Origin of the sequence: Pseudovibrio sp. Ad13 (assembly GCF_001623225.1) — a bacterium.
GTDB lineage: Bacteria > Pseudomonadota > Alphaproteobacteria > Rhizobiales > Stappiaceae > Pseudovibrio.
In genome coordinates, this window is the sequence record NZ_LMCC01000002.1 from 334,419 (window position 1) to 354,688 (window position 20,270).

15 protein-coding genes and 1 tRNA gene are annotated in these 20,270 nt (G+C 51.0%); 3 read left to right on the top strand and 13 right to left on the bottom strand.

Annotated features, from left to right (window positions below):
• Positions 1-144: 144 nt before the first annotated feature.
• Positions 145-6,084, bottom strand: a complete 5,940-nt coding sequence (locus tag PsAD13_RS02360) for a DUF3320 domain-containing protein (RefSeq protein WP_063317180.1) — start codon at positions 6,082-6,084, stop codon at positions 145-147.
• A gap of 288 nt (positions 6,085-6,372) precedes the next feature.
• On the opposite strand from PsAD13_RS02360, the gene PsAD13_RS27920 reads away from it, so the two are divergent.
• Complete coding sequence (locus PsAD13_RS27920; RefSeq protein WP_206599758.1) at positions 6,373-6,576, top strand: hypothetical protein; 204 nt, start codon at positions 6,373-6,375, stop codon at positions 6,574-6,576.
• A gap of 237 nt (positions 6,577-6,813) precedes the next feature.
• On the opposite strand, the gene PsAD13_RS02375 is transcribed toward PsAD13_RS27920, so the two are convergent.
• The 6 genes from PsAD13_RS02375 to PsAD13_RS02395 form a co-directional block, all read right to left on the bottom strand.
• A tRNA-Arg gene (locus PsAD13_RS02375) sits at positions 6,814-6,890 on the bottom strand.
• Positions 6,891-7,003: 113 nt separating this feature from the next.
• Positions 7,004-8,167, bottom strand: a complete 1,164-nt coding sequence (locus PsAD13_RS02380) for a DUF1513 domain-containing protein (RefSeq protein ID WP_063317374.1) — start codon at positions 8,165-8,167, stop codon at positions 7,004-7,006.
• Complete coding sequence (locus tag PsAD13_RS02385; protein WP_063317183.1) at positions 8,157-9,254, bottom strand: imelysin family protein; 1,098 nt, start codon at positions 9,252-9,254, stop codon at positions 8,157-8,159. The genes PsAD13_RS02380 and PsAD13_RS02385 overlap by 11 nt, the downstream gene beginning before the upstream one ends.
• The gene (locus tag PsAD13_RS02390) at positions 9,254-10,414 is read right to left on the bottom strand and encodes a di-heme oxidoredictase family protein (protein ID WP_343228949.1); all 1,161 of its coding nucleotides are present in this window, start codon (positions 10,412-10,414) and stop codon (positions 9,254-9,256) included. Before PsAD13_RS02390 ends, PsAD13_RS02385 begins: the two co-directional genes overlap by 1 nt.
• The gene (locus PsAD13_RS28560; RefSeq protein WP_343228950.1) at positions 10,359-10,796 is read right to left on the bottom strand and encodes a di-heme oxidoredictase family protein; all 438 of its coding nucleotides are present in this window, start codon (positions 10,794-10,796) and stop codon (positions 10,359-10,361) included. Before PsAD13_RS28560 ends, PsAD13_RS02390 begins: the two co-directional genes overlap by 56 nt.
• Positions 10,797-10,925: 129 nt before the next feature.
• Positions 10,926-12,194: an imelysin family protein gene (locus PsAD13_RS02395; protein ID WP_063317184.1), complete on the bottom strand. Its 1,269-nt coding sequence runs from the start codon at positions 12,192-12,194 to the stop codon at positions 10,926-10,928.
• Between the two features lie 435 nt (positions 12,195-12,629).
• On the opposite strand from PsAD13_RS02395, the gene PsAD13_RS02400 reads away from it, so the two are divergent.
• Positions 12,630-14,480, top strand: a complete 1,851-nt coding sequence (locus tag PsAD13_RS02400) for a glycerophosphodiester phosphodiesterase (protein ID WP_063317185.1) — start codon at positions 12,630-12,632, stop codon at positions 14,478-14,480.
• 25 nt (positions 14,481-14,505) lie between these two features.
• Positions 14,506-14,904 (top strand): hypothetical protein, encoded by a 399-nt coding sequence (locus PsAD13_RS02405; RefSeq protein ID WP_057463102.1) that lies wholly within the window; start codon positions 14,506-14,508, stop codon positions 14,902-14,904.
• Between the two features lie 38 nt (positions 14,905-14,942).
• Here PsAD13_RS02405 and PsAD13_RS02410 read toward each other — a convergent pair whose 3' ends face one another.
• The 6 genes from PsAD13_RS02410 to PsAD13_RS02435 all read right to left on the bottom strand — a co-directional run bounded on the left by PsAD13_RS02410 (position 14,943) and on the right by PsAD13_RS02435 (position 20,252).
• Positions 14,943-15,137 (bottom strand): hypothetical protein, encoded by a 195-nt coding sequence (locus PsAD13_RS02410; RefSeq protein ID WP_057463101.1) that lies wholly within the window; start codon positions 15,135-15,137, stop codon positions 14,943-14,945.
• Positions 15,138-15,220: 83 nt separating this feature from the next.
• Positions 15,221-16,078, bottom strand: coding sequence for a carbohydrate ABC transporter permease (locus PsAD13_RS02415; protein ID WP_063317186.1), 858 nt, complete (start codon positions 16,076-16,078; stop codon positions 15,221-15,223).
• Positions 16,075-16,953, bottom strand: a complete 879-nt coding sequence (locus tag PsAD13_RS02420; RefSeq protein ID WP_063317187.1) for a sugar ABC transporter permease — start codon at positions 16,951-16,953, stop codon at positions 16,075-16,077. Before PsAD13_RS02420 ends, PsAD13_RS02415 begins: the two co-directional genes overlap by 4 nt.
• A 77-nt stretch (positions 16,954-17,030) precedes the next feature.
• Positions 17,031-18,320 (bottom strand): ABC transporter substrate-binding protein, encoded by a 1,290-nt coding sequence (locus PsAD13_RS02425; protein WP_063309085.1) that lies wholly within the window; start codon positions 18,318-18,320, stop codon positions 17,031-17,033.
• 61 nt (positions 18,321-18,381) lie between these two features.
• Positions 18,382-19,473, bottom strand: a complete 1,092-nt coding sequence (locus tag PsAD13_RS02430; protein ID WP_063309086.1) for an ABC transporter ATP-binding protein — start codon at positions 19,471-19,473, stop codon at positions 18,382-18,384.
• Complete coding sequence (locus PsAD13_RS02435; RefSeq protein ID WP_063317188.1) at positions 19,470-20,252, bottom strand: DeoR/GlpR family DNA-binding transcription regulator; 783 nt, start codon at positions 20,250-20,252, stop codon at positions 19,470-19,472. The genes PsAD13_RS02430 and PsAD13_RS02435 overlap by 4 nt, the downstream gene beginning before the upstream one ends.
• Between the last annotated feature and the right edge of the window lie 18 nt (positions 20,253-20,270).

Consider the following 20,270-nt stretch of genomic DNA (forward strand, 5'->3'; position numbering starts at 1 on the left):
ATGTCAGAGCGTGAAATTGCGCGTCGTGTTGCATTCCTTTTGCAAAAAAGCGCGCAAGCACATAATTGGCTATCAAATCAAACGCAGTTTGGTTTTCAATGGGCAGTAACAGGTCCGCCCATTGATTTTGTCTCTTGTGCCTAGTTACCCAGAGTGTGCTCGAAAGTACTCGATTGCTTCGGCTACTCTTGCCCTAATGGCTGCAGCGACGCGGTCATAACCCATTGTTCGGGCGATGGCATTAACTGGGTCCTCTTCGCTAAGCAAGTGCGGCTGCTCATCAATGAGACCGGCGATTTCTGCAATTGAAATATCCGTTACAGAGCGCCTGTAATCTTTGTTGATTGCAGGCCTGAAGCTAATGAGTTGCGTTTTGCTATCTTTTTCCCAAACGAAGGTGCCTGTCGTTTCCTCGTGAAGTTCGAAGTTTGCAAAGTGCTTCTCAATTTCACGCCTCAACACAGCTCCAGTCCGACTCCAGCCATGTGCTTTGGTAATACGCTGTGCCAATGCAGTATCTTTGATTGGCCCTTCATCCGAAACGATTTTTCTGATCATCTCTGACAGGGTCGGGGCGTAATCAGAGTCGTGGAACTTGTCTGGGTTCGGTGAAAGGCCAGAGAGGTCTGTCCACTCATACGGCTTTGATGTTGGCGATGGAACACTCGCTGCTGACATTGCAGAAGAGTTACCGCGTAAGGGAGTGCTCTGTTCAGGTTCACCTCTATCAGCTTCCACCGCTTCCTCGGGATCTTCAGGAGATGCCTCTAGGGTGTCTTCATCAATTTTAACAGCAAGATGCTCTTCTTCGCGTTTTTCAGCCTCTGCTGCTTGCTCTGCCTTCAATTTATCTGCGGGGCGGCTATCGACTAACAGATTTCGCAGTTTGTGGTGAATCTCGTCTGCTACATGTTGAGAGTCGTACCACCAATCAGGAGACCAAATACGAAGGATTTCCCAACCTAGATTGCGCAGTACCTGCTCGCGTACTTTATCGCGATCACGTGCCGTTGCTGAACTATGGTAGGTTGCTCCATCGCATTCTACGCCAGCAATAAACGCTCCGGGTTTATCTGGGTGTACAATGCCTAAGTCTACTCTGAAGCCTGACACCCCGACTTGCGGAACAATTGTCCAGCCTCGCATCTGGAGTGCTTCGGACACAGCTTCTTCGAATGGGCTATCATAGCCTCCCACAGAACCATCGTCTGAAGCTGCTAGCGCAATTGTGCCTTTTTCAGCAAAGCTCAGAAACTCCTTAAGATGCTTTACGCCAAGGGCTTTTGTCCGAGATGTATCAATAGCATCTGCCGTAACTGTACTGAAAATGAGTAGTTCTTCGCGTGCGCGGGTTACTGCAACGTTTAGTCTGCGTTCACCGCCATCTTTGTTGATCGCACCAAACGACATGGACATTTTGCCTGCAATGTCGGGGGCAAACGTAATCGAGAACATCATAACATCGCGTTCGTCACCCTGAACGTTTTCAAGGTTGCGAACGATGACAGGTTCAATGCGTTCGTCAGCAAAGAACCATTCCAAGTCAGGATGATTACGCAACTCAGCGTCAAACAAATCCTGAATCAAACTTTGTTGCTGTTGGTTGAAGGTTATTACACCAAGTGTAGGACGATCTTCTTCCGGCAGATCAATCCACTTGCGCAGGCGTTTAACAGCTTCTTTTACGATGTTTTGGGCTTCTAGCTTATTGGTTCTGCTCTTGCCTCGGTCATAGATTGCATCCGGCGTGTGAACGAGTTTTACAGCACGGTCTGCCACGACAGGTGATGGGAATGTAATCAACCTGTTATCGTAGTAGTGCCAGTTGGAGAATGCGATGAGAGACTCGTGACGACTGCGGTAGTGCCAATTCAGCTGTAAGTTAGGTAAACCAGAGGCTTTCGCCTCTTCAAGGATGCTTTCCAGATCCTTCTCGTAGGCTTCTAGCTCTTCATCATCATCTTGTTCTGAGCGGCCAAAGAAGTTGGTTGGAGGCAGCTGCTTAGGGTCACCCACAATGATAGTTTGCGTACCACGTGCGATTGCTCCAACAGCATCCCAAGTCGTGATCTGGGAAGCCTCATCGAAAATCACCACATCAAACTGTGATTGGCCCGCAGGAAGATACTGCGAAATTGACAGCGGAGACATTAAAAGGCAGGGAGCCAGCTTACTAAATGTTCCAGGCATTGCCGAAATAACGTCACGAATAGACTTGCTTGGCCGCTTCAAGTTCATTTGGTGGCGAAGCGTTCCAAGTTCGGAGCTTTTTGGAACGGTATGCTGTGAAGGCAGCTTATGGTTTAGGGCAGATTGTACTTTGTATGCCGCAGTAGCCCGCACTTGATCATCGAGCTTTCGGAATTGCTGTAACATTTCCTCATGCTTGAAGCGCTTGAAGCTGCGAAGAACAGGAGTGTTATCAATCGCTTCAGGAAGCCACCAGTTTGCAAAGGCGACAGTAAAACGCTTCCCTAAGTCCTCATGAGGGATGAGTTGGTTCTCAACAGCTTCAATGAATGGCGTAAGGTCTTGATTTTCAGCAGTTGTTTTGACTTTCTGCCATTCGGTCCAAATTTGAAGTTGTTTTGCATTTTCTTTTAAGACGCTGAGATCATCCTGCAGTTTTTGTAAGATACCAGCTCCTTCAAAGTGATCTTTGTTAGAGCCGGTGATATCGCAAAAGCGACCTAACTCGGCACGAAAGAGTTTTGCTGCTTCAATCAGCTTTGATGCCTGCAAGCGCAGTGGGTCATCAGCTCTTCCCTCAGATAGGCTAGAGCGGAGTTTTTCGTTTTTGAAGACCGTTGCGTTGCTAAGATGATTTATTTGTCGGAAGGCCGCATCAATTTTGCCTGCGAGGTCGAAGTACGACAGAAGCTCATTTGGATCGGTGCCAGTTCCATTCCAATCAGGGAAGAATTTCGTTTCTTCCTGATCTTCTAGCGAGGTTAATGCGTCTTGCATTTCTCGAAGGCATGCAATGTCAGTTTCAGGGTTGGCCTCCCCGGCGCGTGCATAAGTTTGCAGGAGCTTTTTCACTTTCCCTTTAGCAAATACTGAGAATGGCCACATTTTTGAACAGGCTTCTCGCCAGCTGTGATCGAGAGAATCTATGGGTAATCTCAAGATTGTTTTTTCGTCATAAGACGCGCTGAGTGATTGCTCTGCAGCTTTAAAAAGAACTAAATCTTCTTCAAGACTCCGTACCGTTTCCTTGATTTCGTCGAGGCGCTCTTCGAAGATTACCCCTAGCTCTGTTCCTTGTGTCGACAGCAGTAACTCAGCGAGAGAGCAGATATCTTCAATATCGGATAGCGCGAGATCAATACTTGCTTTGAAGTCTGTGTACTTATTGAAGGCATCAAGCTGACTTAATAGCTCATGAATCGCCCTAGATACATCACCAACCACGTTTATGAGGTCATGCTCCCAACGCACAGACCAATCTTGGTGCTTTACCAGATTCAGAGCTGGAATCGGCTGTACTTCACGGTGCACACTGGCGATGTTGCTTACAGTGTCCTGAAGCTGTGTCAGTGTTTCCTTCCCAATGCTTCTGTCGTTATCCCATGTGAGTTTTGGGATGTATTCATTGGCATGTTTTACAGCCAACCCCAGAGCATCAAATACAGTAAGTCCACATGCTGAAGGCGTGTGAAGGGCAGTAATATAATCGTTGAGGTGATCTCGGCGAACTTTGAGCTGCTCGTTGATGCGCACCCATTCGCCTGTATCTGGCTTTGAACCTTGCTCCCACGAAGTCTTAAGTTGCTCCAAAAACTGCTTTCGTTCAGCTTTGTTTGAATGCAGCTCTAAGCAGAACTCGCCTAACCCATGTTCTCGCAAGCGACGATAAACAACGTCCAGTGCAGCAGTCTTTTCAGCGACAAACAAAACACTTTTGTTGTTAGCCAAGCATTGAGCGATCATGTTTGTGATGGTTTGGCTTTTGCCAGTACCGGGAGGGCCGACAAGGATGAAATCCTGACCTTCCACCGCAGCCATGACAGCGCTTAGTTGAGATGAGTCCGCAGGGAGCGGAGTGATGATGTCTTTCGGATCGTATTTTACATCGATATCGCGCTCAGATGGAAAAGCCGTTGAAACACCCGGTTCAAATGCCTTGTCTGGGTTATCAATTAAGTGCCTTACGACCCGGTTCTTACGCAGATCATCAGTACGCTCAACGAGGTCTTTCCACATAAGGAACTTGGCAAAAGAGAAGGTTGAGAGGGCCGTCTCATCAACAACTTCAAAGCCCGGCACGTCACGTACCGCTTTTCGAACCATCTCAAATACGTAAGGAACGTCAATGCCACTCTCATCAGTTGGCAGTTTTGCGTCGAATGGTGGAAGAGAAAGATTGTAATCCTTCTTGAGAAACTCCATCAGAGTTGCGTTAAAACGCACTTCGTCTTCATGGTGCTCCAAATTGAAGCGAGATGCAGCGCTCTTACGTGTGAGCTTCACTGGGATAAGCAGCAGCGGAGCTTTGTAGGCCTTTTCGTCATCAGCTGACTTCTTCCAACGCAGGAAGCCGACTGCAAGGAACAAGGTGTTGGAGCCGCCCTCGTTCAGATCATTCTTTGCGCGCCTGAAAAGCTCTGTCAGGCGCTTATCCAGCTCTCGTTTCTCTAAAGTGGAAGGAAGCTCGTTTCTTGCAATTGCTTGAGCTGCAAACTCTTCATCCAGATCTTGCCCGGTCTTTTTGAGATGCAGATCTTCATCGCGCTCCCCATGAGGGTTCTCTTCTGGCAGCGAAATAACCCGAATTTTCTTCCGCTCAGCGAGGCGATCCTCCAGAAGTGGAACGTCCGTGCACAAAAATGGAACTGTTTGTTTGGTGGACTTAAAATTCAAAAGCCGGTTTCTCAACGACAGATCAAGCAGTTTATTCTGCCAGCGTGCGATTCGATCCTTTGGAGTACGTGGAGATTCTTCAGCTTCATCCGTAGGGAGCGCATCAAAGCTAGGTGCTTTAGGCAGAGGTAGAGTAGTCGCCTCAAACTCCGGCGCTTCAGCGTGGTTTTTTGAAGATGCAGCTTGGTGTGACGCCATAGGACGAATTTGAGAAGCTCTGGCGCGTGCTATATCAATCGCGCCAATAAAACCCGCTTCGTTTTCTTCGTTCGTGTAACTTTTAGCAATCGCAATCGCTTTATCAAACTGGTCTGCCGGACGGCGGGTAATACCTGTTGTTTCGAACACAATAAGTTCGCGTGCAGCAAGCGCTTTTCTGATCTCAGTCGGATCTTGTTCAATAAGGGACGGAAGTGTTGTCTCTCTCAGCCAGAAACCGCAATAACTATGCCCCTCGATGATGAGAACGACGGGATTTAAGCCAATGGCTTCTAAGGCAGATGCAAAGAAGAGTGTGCTGTCAAAGCAAGTGGCAAGCCCCTGTTCTCGAATAGTAGAAGGACGCCGAACTTTCTGTCCGTGAACTTCAAAACTTTTTGGCGGCTCTGCATACATTAAGCCCATACCAGCCACAGCAGACCAGAGCGCAGCACCCAGCATGTAAACTCTTTTCGGGTCTTTGCTTTGGTATCCGTCCAGGGCGGGCGAGTATCCATATTTTACGAGAACTTCCCCGGCATCTCGCTGAACCTGAGCGATAGCAGGATCGTTTGGCATGACAAACGCAGCTGCAATGCTTGCCATGCCTGCAAAGCCGCCCCATTCGTCGCGAGCTAATAACCGCAATTCTTTTCTGTGCTCGGCGACAAGTTCCCCTTCAGCATTGCGCAAATGGAAAACTGCGACACCTTTTTCCGCCTCATCCAGTCCTTGCAGGTAATCTGGGTCTAAAGTCACCTCAAGATTTGAAAGGCTGAGTGTCTCGTCTGCAGGTAAGCGATCAATCTTCCAGCTCTTGGCCTTTGCGAATGACGGAGTGAAGCTTAGCTCTAGCGTAAGATTGTTCTGAGCGTGTTCTGCTGAGTTATGCAGTTCAACCATGGAGAGGAGGGGAACCGAGTTCTGCCAACTCGCATAATTCACGACGCTGGAGATTGTCACTTGGAATGAAACGCCGCAATCTGTCTCTTCAGCGCGTGCCTCTTGAGTGATCTCCAGCATGTTTGCCCCCTAATAAACGAAATGACTTTAAATCAAGATTTAACTTTCCATTAACATATTAGACGCGCACTACAACATCCTGAGAAGCCTCTCAGGACAAGGGACATATGAATTCTGAATATAAATGAATTCCACTCAGCTTCGATTTAATTGTTACCGTCCAGACCAGAGTATAAATACGCAAATTTTGTGATTTGAGGCGCCGATAAGCCTCTGCTTTATTGAAACGGTTCATCGTAGAGAAATCTAGGCTTTAATTCGGATGAGTATTTTGCAGTTAGTTGCAAAATGAAACGTTATGATGCTCTGAGAATGAAATTTATCATTCTTTCAGAGTGTCCTATTCGTTTTCATCAATGGAATGTTGAGGCATTAGATATGGCTGATAAATCCAAGATCTTTAGCGCAATCCGGCAAGCCATTGATGCGGCTCCTGAAGGAGGCAGAGCTGCGGAGATACATCTTCAGTCACTTAATATGCTGAAGAGCTAGAACATGTGACGGGTAAGGAGTTTGCTCATAGCGTGGGCATAAAAAAGTCTTTTGGAACTGAGTTCAACAAGATGAAGAATATCGTAAACCGCCTGAAGGCGGCTGGTCTCAACCTGCCAAAAATTTAGAGGACGATTGATCCTATTTGGTGAGTTACCAAATCACATGAACTACCTGTGCGTGGTTCCTTTGCCGAGATCCACAACCCTACAAATCTATCTAAGTCATTGAAAAATATGGTGCACCCGATAGGATTCGAACCTATGGCCTCTGCCTTCGGAGGGCAGCGCTCTATCCAACTGAGCTACGGGTGCCTGTGTCGGGCGTAGGTGCCCTTGAGGTGTTGTAGTCTTTACCCGATCCTAAGCCGCGCTGCAATGCGCCAATTACAACAACCCTCGAAAATGTGGAAAGGCGCGGGGAGAGCCTAACCCTCCCGCAAGATACCCAGTGGTGTCAGGTGGTTATCCCAGCTGACGCCAGCGCTCTGGCTGATAATCTGGGCCACACCATCCTCGGTTCCGCCAAAGCTGATGGCGCCGTTTCCGTCAGTAATCGCAAAGCTTTCCTCGTCCAGCGGAGCCACACCACAGCCATCTGCAACCTGGTGGAAACCGATGAAGGACCGCTGCGCCACATCCCAGTACAGGATTTTACCGCCACGCGGACAGGAGGCTGCAATCACGTCGCCGGAGCGGTTCATCTCCACGCTGCCAACATAGTTCTGCAGGCCCTTGGTAAGCTCCAGTGGCATCTCCAGAGCTGTAGCGGCCTTATCAAGCCCCAGATGCACCATCAGCGGAGGCGTCGCATCCTTCGCACCCTGAAACTGCCCGCCAACCCACACATCACCATTGCCGTCAAAGCTCATGTGGCGCAGGGAGAGCTGGTGCAAATCAGAGCCAAGTGCCTGTTTGGCAAGCAGATCACCTGTTGCAGTGTCAATGAAAGCCACAGTGGGCTTCATCGTGTCCAGGTTCAGCTTCTCACGCCCCATGTCAGGGTGAGTTTCAATCCCGCCATTGGCAACAACAAGCTGCGAGCCATCGGGTGACATCAGCAAATCATGCGGACCAACACCATAGCTCTCGAACTCGCCGATCCGCTTTGGCTGGTCACCGGAAACATCATAGACGCCGATCACACCGCGCACGTTGGCAAAGTCATTTTCCGGCGCATAGGCCAAACGGCCATCAGGTGAGAACACCCCGTGTCCATAGAAATGACGATTTTCAGGTGACGTGAAAACAACCGGCTCTCGTGCACCTGTCAGGTCTGCAAGCACCGCAAAAGTCTCGGGCCGCCGCGCGAAAGACAGCAGGCGCATGGAGTTGCGGTCAAAGGATATGGCATGCCCGCGATCCGGCAACGCTGTCTGGTACAGCACCTCGCCATCTTCGCTAAACACAGCAAGAGCATAACTGCCCGTTGGTGTACGCAAAGCACTGGCGAACAGTTGCAGGTCTGCGGCCTCAGTAAAAGGCAGGCCATTGGCAAAAGCCAGAGAACTGCTGGCACTTAAGGCAACGCCAGATGCCGCAAGGCCGGTTAAAAACTGCCGTCTGCTCAGAGCAAGGGGCTTAGTCGCCATCAAGCGCATTAAAGCCTCCTGCAAGGCCAACATAGCCAGCAAGGTCTTCTGCCATCACCACTTTGATGCCATCGATAATGGTGATCAGATAACGCAGTTGCTCGCGCACCTCTGGCTCTTTGCCAGTGTCCTGAAGTGGTTTTGGCAGGTTAGCAAGCACACGCTGCGCATTGGAAAATTCAAAGTTCAGCGAGCTTTCCACCCAGTCCTGCTCGTCTTCCAGCACCTTTGCGTAGCCACCTGCATTCAAAGCGCCTTGCAAACCTGTAAGGCTGGCTGAAAGGTAGGTGACAGCATTACCGCTGCGGGCAAAGGGAGCCTTCTTTGGATTGGCTTTCTTCTCAGTCTTGCCAAGCACAACAAGCAGATACTGGTCTTTGTCGACAATCAGACCCGTGGTGATGGCATTGAACACCATCTCCGCAGCTTCTTTGTGGGTGTGCACCACACCGCCACCTTTGGTTGGCTCCAGAAGCACTTTGGAAAAACCGTCAGGGTCAGCCCATTCGGCTTCAAGTTCCAATCCGGCACCAACCAGATTGATGCTGATGCTCTCGGCATAATCGCAAAGGTAAACAGCGTCCTTGCCAGAACCAAGCGTCAAAGTGCCATCGCTGGCGTAAGAGATGCGCTCAAGAGCAGTCAGCCCTTGCAAGGCAACGCTTTTGACAGAAAGGGAAGCGGGATCGCGAACGGTAGGGTCCTGCTTGGCAACCACCTTATTGATCTGGCGCCGAACCACACCGCGACTGTCCGGCAAAAAGGCGAGGCGCTGAGCAAGGTTGTCCTGCGCCATCGGCCCATAGCGTAAAAAGTCAACGCCAGCGAGTGCGGCAACGGATTTACTGAAAGCCTCGTTAAAGGCAGTGGTGCTTTCAGTCGTGGAACTGGTGCACAAATCACCAGTCCGTTTTTCAAGGTCGCTTAGCGCGCTGACAAGCTGTTTGGTCGCCGGGCGAATATACTGCTCTACGCTGGAGCGCGGGAACTGAGCATAGTCAGTGGTATCTGCCGCAAAAGAGGGCGTAGAGACAACAATTGCCGAGGCAACGGCCAGGCTGAGAGTGACAGCACGCTTAAACTGCATCAAAGAGACTCCAGGAACCGGATCAGATTAGCTCGATCCTTAGCAGGCATTTCAACTACACGGGTTTTGGCAGCTTCTGCTTCACCGCCGTGCCACAGCACAGCTTCCAGCAGGCCACGTGCACGCCCATCGTGCAGGAAGAACCTGTGATTATTGACAGTTTCTGTCAGTCCAATACCCCAAAGCGGCGGTGTTTTCCATTCATTTCCGCTGGCAGAACCTGTTGGACGACCATCAGACAAACCTTCGCCCATATCGTGCAACAGCAGGTCTGTATAAGGCCAGATCAGCTGGAACTGATGCTCCGGGTTTTCAGCTGTGCGGCTGGTGACATATTTAGGCGTATGGCAGCTTGCACAACCTGTCTCGTAAAATACCTTTTTACCAGCAAGTACTTGGGTGTCATTCGCATCACGACGCGCTGGCACGGCAAGGTTTTGAGAATAGAACACCACAAGGTCCAGAACCGGGTCAGGCGCCTCAGAAACACCAAGATGCGCCTGCTCGCCATGCGCTTGCTCAAAGCACGCAGTCTGGGCTTCGGTGCAGTCTCCATAATTGCGCAGGTCATACGGTGTCGAAATGCCGATATCGCCTGCAAAAGCACCAGCAGATTGAGATTGCACGGTGGCGTTCAGCGCTTTCCAGCCAAAGCGGCCAACCTGCTTGGTGTCAGGGTCAGCAGGGTTCACCCAACTTACACGGCCAGAAATGCCATCACCGTCAGCATCCTCCGAATCAGCCTGAGAGGTGATGTCGGTGTCTGCAATCGCTTCCAGCAAGCCAAGGCCAATCATTGGCGGCGCAACACGAGCCGAAATCAGCGCATGCTCAGACATCGGTCCATAAGCCAGATTTTCAATGGTGTAGGTTGGCTTGCGTAAAGAGGCGGTCTCACCTTCAGAAAGATCAATCTTGATCTCTTCATAGGTGATCTTCATCTCACCTTCTCCGGGCACGCCCGGCACGCCAAAGTTCTGCAGCTGGCCACCATAGGTCGGCTCGGGAAGGAGAGGCACTTCACCGCTCTCAATCAGAGCCCGCTCTTCCGGCGTGGAAGGGGCAACTGAGAGGCGCATGAAGATGGAAACTGGGCGTTCGTCATCAACCGGCGGGAGACGGCCCTGCTTTCGGGTGACAGCTTTCGCAGGCGCGGGCATTAAACAGAGGGCCAAGACCATCAGAGGCGCGCGTAGAACTCGGGGTCGACACCCAGAATTTCTGGAACAGGCTCTCGCCCAAACGGAAGTCCTGATGCTGCTCGAAAGGGAGGTTGGCACTTGGGTAGGTAAAGACAGCGCGATTGAGAGGCTTCCGGGTCGTTGTTTTTCCCGCTTGCATCAACTCAAAATTTTCAGCTTTGGAGAAATCAGTCGGCGCCTTCAAAACCCGGTTGACTTTCGCTTTATCCCCGTCACTGAGATCGGTTCGCTGGTTCAGATCAACAGCAGAAGCGGCGGGAATGAGGAAGCTGGTAAAAGCGGCGGTAGTGGCTATCACTCCTGCACGACGGCGAAGTGTGGCTGGAACCATTCCTGGCATAACGGGTGCCTGTATTTACATAGGCCTTCGCAAAAACGCTAAAACACGCAAATGAACGCACATAACAACGCAAACAAAAGGCGAGGGGGATAAGTCCCGCACGAGGTGTCTCGTGCGGGACTGGATATCTTATTCGAATACTGCAGAAGGGTTGTCGAGGCTGTCGGAGCCTTCGAATGCAATATTTTCAAGCTTCAGCACCTGAACAGCACGCTGAATGGAAGATGTCTGGTCAACCAGACTATCGATAGCAGCCTGTACCACTGCGTTACCCTCTGTGTTTCCTTCACCAATCATCTGGTCGTAGGATTCAGTGGTTTCAGCGCGGGTTTTCATGGCTGTAAAGGTGCCGAGGGAAGCATTCAGCTTGCCTTCCAGCTCAGTTGAAACAGCAGAATCTGCCTTTGCAAGCAAGTCCTTAAGGGAAGCGCCTTCAACAACAGAACCGTCAACGCGGGTGTATTTACCCTGGAATACGTTGTTGATGCCAACCACGTCGTTGTAGTGAGACATGTGTGTGTTGTCAGAGAAGCAATCATGCTCTTCTTCAGGATCGTTCAGCATCAGGCCGAGCTTCATGCGCTCACCAGCCAGTTCACCATAAGACAGGGAACCCATGCCGGTCAGGATGGTTGCGATGCCTGCAGCTTCGCCTTTGTCAGCCAGCTCTTTACGTGCTGCGCCGTCGGTTTTCCATGCTGCGACCATCTCTTCCAGATCGGTGATAAGCAGCTTCGTTGCAGCCTGAAGGTAGTCTGCTCGGCGCTCACAATTGCCGCCGGTGCAGTTTGCAGCGTCGAAGTCAGAAGCAGGACGGTTGCCAGCACCTTTCCCCGTTCCGTTCAAATCTTGTCCCCACAGCAGGAATTCAATTGCGTGGTAACCGGTCGCAACGTTTGCTTCCACTTCACCAGCTTCCTGAAGCTGTTCAGCAAGCAGCGCAGGGGTGATTACAGTGGCGTCGATTTCTTCGCCAGCAACAGTCAATTTAGTGTTTGCAATGATGTTCGCTGCGTAAAACGGGTTCTCTTCGGACTCATTGCCGTAGGCTCCATCAACGTAGTCGATCAGACCCTCGTCAAGCGGCCAGGCGTTGACCTTGCCTTCCCAGTCATCAACGATCGCATTACCAAAGCGGTAAACTTCTGTCTGCTGGTATGGGTTACGAGCTGCAATCCATGCGCGGCGTGCGGCCTTCAGGTTGTCTTCAGTTGGCTCTGCGACAAGCGCGTCCACTGCACCCTGAAGGGTCTTCGCAGTTGTCAGAGAGTCTTCAAACGCTGCCTGGGCGATGTCGCCGTAGGTTGCAAGAACGTCAGAAGGAGTTGCAGCGACAGCAACAGTAGAAAGGCTGCCGAGTGCTACAGTGCCGAGCAAAGCGCCACGGATAAAGCTCATTGTAATCCCCTTAAATGTGCAGTGAATTCGCCTCGCGCTGCGAGCGGAAAATCCGGGCTGCACGAATTCAGTTTGCCAAATGTTGTCACGCCCTAAAGCGTGAGAAAACTGCGGCTATTTCATATTCCTGACTATTGTTGTCAAGTTTAAAAACGTGCACTTTCAGTAGTTTAGAGTATTTCTAAATATGAGTTTCAGTTGCAACTTATTGTCATTAAAAGCTTTTCCGCACTTTTGCAGTTGCAAATCATTCGCATAAATAAATGGGATAATATTGGGAAAATACGCGAATCCCTCGCTCAACTGTTACCGTTTGTTTGGCATATCTTGACTTCGCAGCACCTATGCGCTCTTACGGAACCTTCTTCAGGTACATTGCATTTAATTGGCATCAATCAGCCAGTCTGTCTGCACCAACAACGATAAGAACAGGGTATGGCAGCTCGATTAAACACGCTTGCTCAATTGATACTTCGTGGCTGGAAAGCAAACGCATTTCGCTTGCTGCTGGTTCACTATGCCTTTGTTTTTCTCGGTGCAGTTGCAATCACACCTATTGTTGCTGGTATCGGCAACTTCGTTATTGGCCTTTCCGGCAATGCAGTGCTGGCCGATTATGAGATCGCGTCTTTCTTTCTGTCGCCGATTGGGCTGCTCGGTGCGTTCTTCTTTGTCGTCGTCTTCATCGCCATGGCACTGCTTGAGCAGGTCGCTCTGCTCGCGGTGCTGGATAGGCAGGAAAGCGCGTTCCCTGCTGCACGTAATGCCCTGTTTTCAACGCTCAGCATGTTTCCCCGCCTTGGTATGTTTACATGGCGGCTGACACAACGCTTAGTGATGGCAATGATCCCGGGTCTTGTCATTATCGCACTGAGTATACTGATCTTTTTGCAAGAGCATGACTTCAGCTACTACCTCCAGTTTCAACCCGTTGAGTTCTGGATGGCTGCCTTCTTCATCGGAATTGGGGTGGCACTGGTTATCGTTATGCCACTCTACGCGATCCTCGTCTGGGGGCTGTCTTTGCCGCTCGTGGTGCTGAGAGATCATCCTGTTGGCTCCGCCTTTTCGCGGGCCCGGTTCCTCTCGCGTGGCCTCCGTCCTGTCTTTGCAGGTGCCGTCTCGCTGTGGTTGCTTCTGGACATCCTCATCCATGCGTTCTTCCTGATCTCGCTAGAACTGATCGGCTCCTACGCCATTTCGTTTGGGGAGAGCTCCCCCGAGACATTGGCAGCGATCCTGGGCAGCCTCGTCGTGCTTCTGTTGGTGGGCAATACGCTGATCAGTGGCGTGATGTCTGGCACTATGGCGTTGCTTTTCAAGGCAGCTTTGTTCGTTGCCGATGGAAAAGGGCACACGTTTTCCGAGGTGCCGCATACGCCAAAGCTGGAGAGTAAGTGGGCCAACCCACTGACACCTATGCGCCTTGCCGCTCTCATTGGAGTGGTCGGAACCATCGTGGTGCTGACAGGGACGTATTGGGTCTCAGCTGATCTGCCGCAAAAAGATGTCCTGATCATCGCCCACCGCGGGGCCTCCGCGCACGCGCCGGAAAACACCATAGCAGCGCTGGAGCGAGCAATTGAGGACAAAGCCGACTGGATTGAGGTCGATGTTCAGGAAGCCGCGGACGGCTCCGTGGTCATCGCCCACGACAGCGACTTCATGCGCCTCATCAGCAAGCCAGCCAATGTCTGGGACCTAACACTGGAAGAAATCCAGGCTCTCGATGTGGGCGGATGGTTTGGGATGGAGTTCCAGGGTGAACGCGTCCCAACGCTTCGTGAGGCGCTTGAGATTGTGAGGGGGAAGGCAGTTCTCCTCATTGAGCTCAAATATTATCCCCGCAGCCGCAACGAACACCTCGAAAACGAGGTCGCCCGCATCATCACGCAGGCTGACATGGAAAACGACATAGCAATCATGTCGTTAGAACGATCAGCCCTCTCAAGAATGCGAAAATTAGAACCAAATTGGAACATCGGCCTTCTTACCGCCACATCTATCGGTAATTTCTCCGAACTCAAAGGAAACTTCGTAGCCGTCTCCTCCGCCTCCGCCTCTTTGAACTTCATAAGAAGAACACAAGAGACCAATAAGCAGGTTTTCGTCTGGACGGTTAACAATCCGTCTACCATGTTGCGCTACATCTCCATGGGCGTAGATGGAATTATCACGGATGATCCTGCACTGGCGCGTAACACCTTGGAAGAATATAAAGAAATGAACCAGTTCGAGCGGTTATTACTTCATACTTCTGTCCTGTATAATCTGAGCTTGAACTGACACTTAGACCGTAAGAATCTAGTATATGCCGTATCTTCTAGTAGTGTTTATGGGCGCGTTGCTGACTGCCCTCTCGATGACCAATTCTGCGACTTCCAAGCCGCCAGTATTGCTGCTGGGAGACCGCGACACTGTCAATGCGATCGTTGCCGAAGTTAATCTTCCTGACGACCGTCGCGGCCTCGTGCATGTCATTTTGGAAGATGCTCGCGTCAAAGCAGAGCGCCTAGATAGCCCAATTCTGCCGATTTCTGCCAGTTCTGAACCTCTCGTAGAGCTTCCTGCAGAGAAATTTACACTTGAGCAGCTGGATGTAGAAACGCGCAGTGAACTTGTTGAAGTCCTCGACGAAGACCAAATGTCCGAGTTGCACCGCGCAATAGAAGTGGTTTTGGCGAGCACTGAAACCGTTAGCGTAGATTGATTTAAATACTACGCTATCCATCTGAAGTAACAGGCCTATTACTCATCGTCTTCGTTATCGTCCGGAATAGCAAGATCCACCGCTCCTCCTACGACACTTGTTCCAACCTTTGCAGTTGTTGTTACTGCAGTTGTGGCAACAGAGACCGCAGCTCCCCCGACTGAAACCACAGCACACCCAGAAATTCCGAGTAATACTGCAAAGATACTGGCTGTTATCGCGGTAAGTTTCATTCATTCCCCTCAAAAAACTGTCGTGAACCTCCTCAAAGGTCACCCATTTCATTTAAATTTGAGGGGTAAGAATTACGATTTCCCTACTTAATCCCTGCCCGCATGAAGCTCTGCACAAATTGTCTCTGAAACAGTAGGAACGCGATCAACAGCGGACCTGATGTCATGAGCGTTGCTGCGTTGATAACGCTCCACTCCACACCCCCATCAACCGCGGCAAAGATAGAAAGCCCAACAGTGACGGGACGCGTCTCTACCGAATTGGTGATAATCAGAGGCCAGAGGAAATTGTTCCAGTGGTGGCTGACTGAAACAAGCCCGTAAGCGAGGTAGGTCGGAATTGCCAGCGGCACGTAAACCTTCCAGAGCACCAGTAAAGGTCCGGCACCCTCAACGCGTGCGGCTTCATCCAACTCACGTGGAATGGTCTTAAATGTCTGTCGCAGAAGAAAGATTCCGAACCCAGATGCCATATAGGGCAAGCCAATTGCTACGATGGTGTCTATCAGGCCAAGGTTTCGGATCATCTTGTAGTTCTCGACAATCAGGATATCTGGCATCACAAGCAGCTGTAAAAGCACCAGGGTGAACAGGATATTTGAGCCGGGGAACTCGAAGCGCGCAAAGGCATAAGCTGCCAGAGTGCCCAAGACAAACTGCGCTATCAGAATGATTGTCACCAGCATGGTTGTGTTCAGGAAGTACTGAGCAAATGGAGCTGCCGACCATGCTTTGGTGAAGTTCTCCAGCGTGAGTGGAGCAAGTAGCTCAAAGTTGGCTTCATAAGCCGCAGGATGGAATGCAGTCCAGATCGCATAGAGAAGAGGCAGGGCCCATAAGATCGCCAGTGTCCACGCTCCGAACGTGTTGAGAGCATGATCAAAATCGAACTGGCGTGGACGGGCTGATTCAACAGTGTTGGAAAGAGATAAGTCGCTCATCTGTAGTGCACCCGACGATCCATGAAGAAGAATTGGCCGATCGCAATGATCGAAAGAAGCGCCAGCATCACGACAGTCAGCGTGGCGGCATAAGAGGTTTGCCAGTACTTGAAGGCGACCTCGTAAATATAAAAGAGCAGCAAAGACGAAGCGTTATCTGGCCCTCCGCCTGTCATGGTGAAGATGTGATCCACCAGGCGGAAGGAGTTGATAACAGCATTGATAGATACGAACAAAGTTGTTGGCATAAGCAAAGGCCATGTGATTTTCCAGAAGAAGGTCCAACGGCTCGCCCCTTCAATATCGGCGGCTTCTTTGTAAGAGGGAGGTATAGCTTGTAAGGCAGCCAAGTAGAAGATCATGAAGAACCCGGCTTCTTTCCAGATAGTCACAACCATCATGCAGATCAGTACAGTTTCCTGCTGGCCAAGCCATGAGTTCTCGGGGAGACCAAAAACACCCATGCGTATCTGGTCGATCAAACCAAAGCCCGGCGTATAAAAGAACAGCCAGATATTTGCGACCGCGATCAGAGGCAACACAGTGGGCGCAAAGAACGACATGCGCACAAGGCTGCGCCCTTTCAGCTTGTCATTCACCCAGATTGCCATCAGCAGAGAGATGCCGATGGAAGCTGGAATGGTTGCCATCGCATACCAAAGGTTATTGACCAGCACTTTCCAGAAGGTTGGGTCCGCCATTAGCTCTTCGTAGTTCCGCAGCCCAACAAACTTGGCAGGTCTGCGCCCACGAGGCGTGGAGAAGAAACTATTGATGATGGTGGTGATGGCCGGGAAGTGGGTGAACGCGAACAGCATCACCATTGCTGGTGTCAGCAACAGCCACGCGTAAGTCCACTGCATACGTTTGGTCATCTGGTAACCTCTTGGAAAATGCTGGAGCGAAGCGCAGCAGAACTGCGCCTCGCTGGATCACGTGAAATCAGAGTGGCTTAGCGGTATTCAGAGAGAATACGGTCTGCTTCTGCCTGAGCACTTTTCAGGGCTTCTTCCGGTGTTTTCTTGCCGGTGATCGCAGCATGCAGTGCATCGTTGAAGATACGGGTGACACGCTGGTTCTGGTATGTGGAGAGTTCAGCAACAGCGTGGTTCAGCTGCTCACGAGCAACCAAAGCAGGTGGGAAGTCAGCTGCATAAGCCTTCATCTCATCAGTTTCCCAAGCGGCTGGAGACGGCGCAACATAACCTGTTGCCATCGACCATTTAGCAGCCTGCTTTGGAGCGGTGATCCACTTCACGAAGTCAACGGAAGCTTTCTTCTGCTCATCACTGGAATCTTTAAAGATGTAGAAGTTACCGCCACCAGTAGGTGCGCCGCGACGTTTGTTTGCTGGCAACATAGCAACGCCGAAGTCGAACGGTGCGTTATTGCGTACGTTGGTTAGGTTGCCAGTTGAGGTCCACATCATAGCGGTGTTGCCTTCGAAGAATGCCTTCGGAGTTGCACCCCATTCGATGATACCGGGAGCCATCACGCCATGCTTGCCAGAAAGGTCGACAAGGTACTGCAGAGCTTCAACAACTTTTGGGTCGTCAAAGTTGGTCTTGTTGCCATCAGCGTTTGCCAGAATAGCGTCGTTCTCGGTGGTCAGGCCCTGGAACAGCCAGTAAGGGAAACCAGAGGAAGGAATACGCACACCCCACTGGGTCACGTTGCCGGAAGCGTCTTTCTTGATCAGCTTCTGGCCCATGGAAACCATCTCTTCCCATGTTGCAGGTGCTTTTTCTGGATCCAGACCCGCCGCTTTAAAGGCTTCCTTGTTCCAATAGAGAACCGGAGTAGAGCGTTGGAATGGAATACCGTAAGTCTTTCCGCCAGTCTGCGAGTTCTCCATGAAGGCAGGGTAGAAGCTATTCAGCCACTTCTTGTCTTCATCTGAGTTAGCAACATCATCAAACGCAATGATCACGTCTTCATCAATGAGAGTGAACATGTCGACTGACAGGATCACGGAAAGCTGTGGAGGGTTGCCGCCACGCGCTGCGGTCAGAGCTTTGGAAACAGTATCCTGATAAGAACCCGCATAAACAGCATTGATATTCACGTCAGGATGAGCAGCCGCATACTCTGCTGTCAGCTCTTCAATTGTTGTTGCGGCCGTACCGCCAACAGCCACAGGAAAATAGAATTGCAGATCAACCGCATGAGCGCTGATCGCAGTACCAAGGGATAGAGCAGCGGCAGAAGCTGCCAGACCTAAAGACTTGAAAATGGATTTCATAGGTTTATATCCTCAAATTGCCCTAGTAATTGGGGCACTCCAATGCGCTGATGCGCGTTTTTCAAGCCGGCTCGAATTGCACCTCGACCGGCTTGAATTCTTCCCGGCGTTTGCCGGTATCTCGCTGAAAACTTGCAGGAATTTCTTCATCCCAGGTCAGGCCAATGTTCTGCCCCGGGCTTAAGTCAGTGCTGCCTTTCACGCGAACGAGCAACTTTTCACCACCGACAGAGCAGTTAGCCAACGTATCTGCTCCCATGTATTCAAGGCTCAACACTTGGGCGGGAACACCGTTTTCACCAGTTAATCTGATGTCCTCTGGACGCAGGCCTAATAGACATCCCTCAGGCGCATCAGGCAGCAAAGACTGAGCAGTGGTGGGGGTAACAGCACGAACTCTGTCCAGCTCCACGATGTTCATCGGAGGCACGCCAATGAAACGCGCTGTAAACACACTGGCAGGGCGCTCATAGATGACTTTCGGTGTTGCGACCTGCTCAACTTTGCCCTTGTTCATCAGCACCACCTGATCAGCCATGGTGATAGCCTCGGTCTGATCGTGGGTTACGTAAACCATCGTCAGGCCAAGCTGCTGCTGCAGTGCTCTCAGCTCAACGCGCATTTCTTGCCGCAGCTTTGCATCAAGGTTGGAGAGCGGTTCATCCATCAGGCAAACAGGCTTTTGAGAAACGATGGCGCGGCCTAGAGCAACCCGTTGTTGCTGCCCTCCAGAGAGTTGGGATGGCTTCCGGTCCAACAACTGAGAAATCCCGAGAAGATCAGCTGCAGTCTTCAGCCGCTCATCCCGCTCCGCTCTGCCTACTTTGCGCACTTTGAGCCCGAACAGAATGTTTTCAGCCACAGAGATATGCGGAAAGAGTGCATAGTTTTGGAACACCATAGAGATGTCGCGCTGGGCGGGGGAATGGTACGTCACATCTCTCCCGCCTATTGTAATTTGCCCGGAAGTTGCCTCTTCCAGTCCGGCAATCAAGCGCAACGTTGTGGATTTACCGCATCCACTAGGCCCCAACAAAACCGTAAAACTTCCACCATCCACGGACAGGTTGACATTGTTGACTGCCGTTGAGTCTCCCCAGGACTTGGTCAGGTTTGAGAGTTCTAGGCGAGCTGGATGGTTCAGGTTGCTCATAGAGTAGGCTCCTGTTTGCAGATTATGAGCTCTGCAGATGACTTCTCAATTATTGAAAGGATTGAAGCTGGCGGGGTTTCTTCGCAAAAGATCTTCGAAACATCAGTCAGGAAGCCAGCGCGGACATGGGCGAGGCGACCGAACTTGGAATGGTCCAGAACAAGAAACGATTGACGGCAGTTCGCCAAAATGGCCTGACGGGCAGTGGCTTCATCCTCATTGAAGTCCAGAAGGGTGCCATCGCTATCCACGCCAGCAACGCCAAAGATGCCGACGTCAAACTTGTAGTTTTTGAAAAAACCTTCTGCGCTTGAACCAAGAACGTCCAGATCGCCATGACGCAATCGGCCTCCTGCAATCGTAACTTCGCTGGAAGTGTTCCGTAGTGCTGCAATGGCTACGTTCATGTTGTTCGTGAAGATCTTCAAACCTTCATGGGTATCAAGAGCCTCTGCAACAATCTCGGGCGTCGTGCCGATGGAAAAAGCAAGTGTTGCACCATCGTCGATGTACTCCGCAACAGAGTTCCCAATCGCGTTCTTTGCTTCAAAATTGAGGATCTTTCGGGCTTTGTAGGTGATGTTGCCCCGGTTTGCCGGAACCTCGACGCCACCATGAACCCGTCTCAAAAGCCCCAGCTCGCTCAAGCGATTTATGTCTCGACGGATCGTCTGGGTGGTAACCGCAAACTGCTCCGACAACGAGTCTACGCTCGCGAAACCATTGGACCGCACGAGAGAGATGATCTCTGATTGCCTTGTACTGAGCGCTGTTTCCATCACAAAAGTCTGCTTCAA